Here is a 3,832-nt window from a genome sequence, read left to right on the forward strand (position 1 = left end):
CATGGATCGGGCTCCTACGCGGATTGAATGGGTTACGGGCGTGCCGGGCGGCCATGCCGGCCGGGTCCAGACGCGCGTATCCGGGCGCGCGCGGGCGCCACAGGCGGGCCGTGTCGCGGAGCGTGTTCTGGAATCGGTCGGGGAGACAGGCGGCGGGCGGCGCACGGCTGTGTGCGCCGCCCGTCCTGGCGAAGCAAGTTGCATGCCATGGGGTTCGAGGCCGCCAGCCGCACAAACCCCAGGGCCGGGCGCGATTATAGGCACCTTGAGGAAGATTGTCGGCACCAGCCTGGTGCGCCGCGCTCACGGCATGGACGCCCGCCGCGGCGCGGCTGCCGGCCGGGCGCATAATGCCGGTGTCGGGTCCGCCAGTGTGGGGCGGACCGTGGAAAGGAGACAGGCAATGCGGTTGTTGTTCTTGGGCGCCGGGGGCACCGGCGGGTATTTCGGCGGGCGCGCGGCCCAGGCCGGGGCGGACGTGACCTTCCTGGTGCGCGAGCCGCGCGCGGCCCGGCTGCGCGAGCAGGGACTGCGCATCCGCAGCCCGCTGGGCGACGCCACGCTGCGCCCCGGCATCGTCACCCGCGATACGCTGTCGGGCAGCTACGACGTCGTGGTGCTGAGCTGCAAGGCCTACGACCTCGCCAGCGCCATCGAGGCCATCCGCCCGGCCGTGGGCCCGGAGACCGTGGTGCTGCCCATCATGAACGGCGTGCTGCAGTACGACGTGCTGGACCGCGAGTTCGAGCCCCACCGCGTGCTGGGCGGGCTCTGCCAGATCAACGCCACACTGGGCGCCGACGGCGAGGTGCTGCACCTGGGCAAGCACGCCAACATCGTATTCGGCGAGCGCGCCGGGCCGGCGCGCAGCCCGCGCTGCGTGGCGCTGGAGCAGGCCCTGGCCGGCGGCGAATACACCAGCCGGCTCAGCGAGAACATCTACCAGGACATCTGGGAAAAATACGTGTTCCTCACCACGCTGGCGGCGGGCACCTGCCTGATGCGCGGCACGGTGGGGCAGATCGCTTCCACCCAGGACGGCGTGGCGGTGCTGCGCGCGATGCTGCAGGAATGCCAGTCGGTGGCGGCGGCCAGCGGCCATGCCGTGCGCCCGGAAGCCGACGCTTCGGCGCTGCGCATCTTCACCGACCGCAGCCAGCCCATGACGGCCTCCATGTTCCGCGACCTGGGCCAGGGCCTGCCGGTGGAGGCCGACCACATCGTGGGCGACATGGTGCGCCGGGCCGGCACGCTGGGCGTGGACGCGACCTACCTGCGCGTGGCCTACGCGCACCTGCAGGTGTACCAGGCGCAGCGGGCCGCCGGCTGAACCGCGGCATTGATGCATTTCATGCAAAAAACTAATCAGGCTTCCGGGGTTTTTCGATCGGTTTCCGGCGAATAGTATGGGTGGGGAACGGTTCGCGCCGGGCGGCGCGGACCCGGTCATTCCAGGATCATTCCTTTTGGGAGCAACACCATGAAAATCGCTTTGATCGGCATTACCGGGCGCGTCGGCTCGCGCGTGGCGGACGAACTGCTGCGGCGCGGCCACGCCGTGACCGGCATCGCGCGCAACCGCGGCGAGGTGCCGCCGCAGCCCGGGCTGACCGTGCAGCTCGGCGACGCCACCGATCCCCAGGGGCTGACGCCCCTGCTCAAGGGCCACGACGCGGTCGTCAGCGCGACGCGCTTCGTGTCCACCGATGCCAAGCCCCTGCTGGCCGCCGTCAAGGACGCGGGCGTGCCGCGTTTGCTGGTGGTGGGCGGGGCCGGCAGCCTGCTGGTGGGGCCGGACCGGATGCTCATCGACACGCCCGACTTTCCCGACGCCTATAAGCCCGAGGCGCGCGCCGGCGTCGTGTTCCTGGATACGCTGCGCAAGGAAGACGTGCTGGACTGGACCTTTCTCTCGCCCTCCGCGCTGTTCGAGCCGGGCGAGCGCACGGGCAAGTTCCGCCTGGGCGGCGACGAGCTGCTGGTCGACGAGCACGGCAAGAGCTGGATCTCCATGGAAGACTACGCCATCGCGCTGGCCGACGAGATCGAGACGCCGCGCCATTCGCGGGCGCGATTCACCGTGGGCTACTAGGATCGGCAGGCATCGGGGACCCGCGGGGCCGGAAGGCCGGGTTTGTTTGTAAACTGGCAGGCCCCCGTCCGGCGTCCCCGGCGGCCCTTTCTTCCGAGTCCCCGTATGTCTATGAAGCTGAAATCACTGGCTTTCTGCGCGCTGCTGGCCCTCTGCGGCATGGCGGCCCTGCCTGCCCATGCGGACGAGCCGTCCCCGTCCTCGAACAAGGACATCGTGCTGGCGTTTTTTCGCATGATGTTCCAGGACCGCGACATCGAAGAAGCGGTGCGCCGCTACGTGGGCCCGCGCTACGTGCAGCACAACCCCTATATGGGCGACGGCGCCGAGCCGCTGGTGGATTTCTTTCCGCGCTATTTCGAGCAGCACCCGCAGGCCAGCGTGGAGATCAAGCGGGTCGTCGCCGAGGGCGACCTGGTAGTTATCCACAACCTGTGGAAAGATTCGCCCGAAGACCGCGGCCAGGCGATCGTCGACATCTTTCGTGTGGAAAACGGCAAGATCGCCGAACACTGGGACGTAAGCCAGGAAATCCCCGAAAATCCCGCCAACAAGAACACCATGTTCTGACAGGGGCCTCGGCCGGGGGGCGCCACGCTCCCGCCCGCCAAGGCGCTTCGCACGCGGAAACACCGACATGACGACAGCCTCTTCCGCCCAGCCCGTCGCGCTCGAGCGCGCTTACCTGCTGCTCAACCACGGTCCCACGGTGCTGGTCAGCACCGCGCACGGCGAAGAGCGCAACGTCATGGCCGCCGCCTGGGCCATGCCGCTGGATTTCAGCCCGCCCAAGATGCTGGTGGTGGTGGACAAGAGCACCTACACGCGCGAACTCATCGAGCGTTCGGGCGAATTCGCGCTGTGCATACCCACCCGCGACCAGGCGCGGGCCACCTACGTGGCGGGCTCGGAAACCGGGCGCGGGACGGACAAGTTCGCGGCCTGCGGCTTCGCCACCTTCGCCGCCAGCCGCATCGGCGCCCCGCTTATCGAGGGCTGCCTGGGCTGGCTCGAATGCAAGGTGGTGCCCGAGCCGCACAACCAGCAGGTCTATGACCTGTTCATCGGCGAGGTCGTGGCCGCCTGGGCCGCCCCCGACGCCTTCTCCGGCAACCGCTGGCACTTTCCGCAAGCCGGTCGCCGTTCCATCCATTACCTGGCCGGCGGTTCGTTCTTCGCCACCGGCGAGGGCTTTTCCGTGGCCGAGCCGCAGTAGCCATGCGCACGGTCTACCTGGCGGGTTTCGACGTGTTCCGGGCCGACGCCGTGGCCCACGGCGAGCGGCTGCGCGCGCTGGCGGCGCGCCATGGCTTCGAGGGCCTGTATCCGCTGGACAATACCGCGCCCGCGGGCCTGTCCGGCCCCGAGCTGGCCCGATGGATCTACCGCGCCAATGTGGCGCTCATCGAGCGCGCCGACCTTGTCATGGCCAACCTCAACCCGTTCCGCGGAGCGGAGCCCGACTCCGGCACGGCGTTCGAGGTGGGCTACGCCGTCGCCCTGGGCAAGCCCGTGTGGGGCTATACCCGGCAGGCGGGCACGCTCATCGAGCAGACGCGCGCCGTCCCCGCTCCGGTAGATCCGGCGGCCGGTTCGCCGGCGCGCCACGTGGACGCGCAGGGCTACACGGTGGAGGATTTCGGGCTGAACCTGAACCTGATGCTGGCGTGCTCCGCCCGCATCGTGGTGGGCGGCCCGGACGACTGCCTGGCCCGCATGGCCGAGGCGGGCTGAGGCCGG

Annotated in this window: 5 protein-coding genes; all 5 read left to right on the plus strand. The window is 69.7% G+C overall.

All coding sequences use genetic code 11. The annotated features are described in order from the left end of the window. The first annotated feature begins 403 nt into the window (after nt 1-403). Complete coding sequence (gene panE / locus AD428_RS23830) at nt 404-1,330, plus strand: 2-dehydropantoate 2-reductase (protein WP_053246800.1); 927 nt, start codon at nt 404-406, stop codon at nt 1,328-1,330. 150 nt (nt 1,331-1,480) lie between these two features. Next, nucleotides 1,481-2,092: an NAD(P)-dependent oxidoreductase gene (locus AD428_RS23835; RefSeq protein WP_053246801.1), complete on the plus strand. Its 612-nt coding sequence runs from the start codon at nt 1,481-1,483 to the stop codon at nt 2,090-2,092. Between the two features lie 105 nt (nt 2,093-2,197). Further along, nucleotides 2,198-2,662, plus strand: a complete 465-nt coding sequence (locus AD428_RS23840) for a nuclear transport factor 2 family protein (protein WP_053246683.1) — start codon at nt 2,198-2,200, stop codon at nt 2,660-2,662. 67 nt (nt 2,663-2,729) lie between these two features. Then, nucleotides 2,730-3,308, plus strand: coding sequence for a flavin reductase family protein (locus AD428_RS23845; RefSeq protein ID WP_053246802.1), 579 nt, complete (start codon nt 2,730-2,732; stop codon nt 3,306-3,308). A gap of 2 nt (nt 3,309-3,310) precedes the next feature. Beyond that, nucleotides 3,311-3,826, plus strand: coding sequence for a nucleoside 2-deoxyribosyltransferase (locus AD428_RS23850; protein ID WP_053246803.1), 516 nt, complete (start codon nt 3,311-3,313; stop codon nt 3,824-3,826). Nucleotides 3,827-3,832 lie beyond the last annotated feature (6 nt).

The sequence above is a fragment of the Achromobacter sp. DMS1 genome, from assembly GCF_001270295.1.

What these genes read in the sequence shown, in the direction of transcription:
- panE (WP_053246800.1), top strand. Translation starts at nt 404, where the DNA reads ATGCGGTTGTTGTTCTTGGGCGCCGGGGGCACCGGCGGGTATTTCGGC.
- AD428_RS23835 (WP_053246801.1), top strand. Translation starts at nt 1,481, where the DNA reads ATGAAAATCGCTTTGATCGGCATTACCGGGCGCGTCGGCTCGCGCGTG.
- AD428_RS23840 (WP_053246683.1), top strand. Translation starts at nt 2,198, where the DNA reads ATGTCTATGAAGCTGAAATCACTGGCTTTCTGCGCGCTGCTGGCCCTC.
- AD428_RS23845 (WP_053246802.1), top strand. Translation starts at nt 2,730, where the DNA reads ATGACGACAGCCTCTTCCGCCCAGCCCGTCGCGCTCGAGCGCGCTTAC.
- AD428_RS23850 (WP_053246803.1), top strand. Translation starts at nt 3,311, where the DNA reads ATGCGCACGGTCTACCTGGCGGGTTTCGACGTGTTCCGGGCCGACGCC.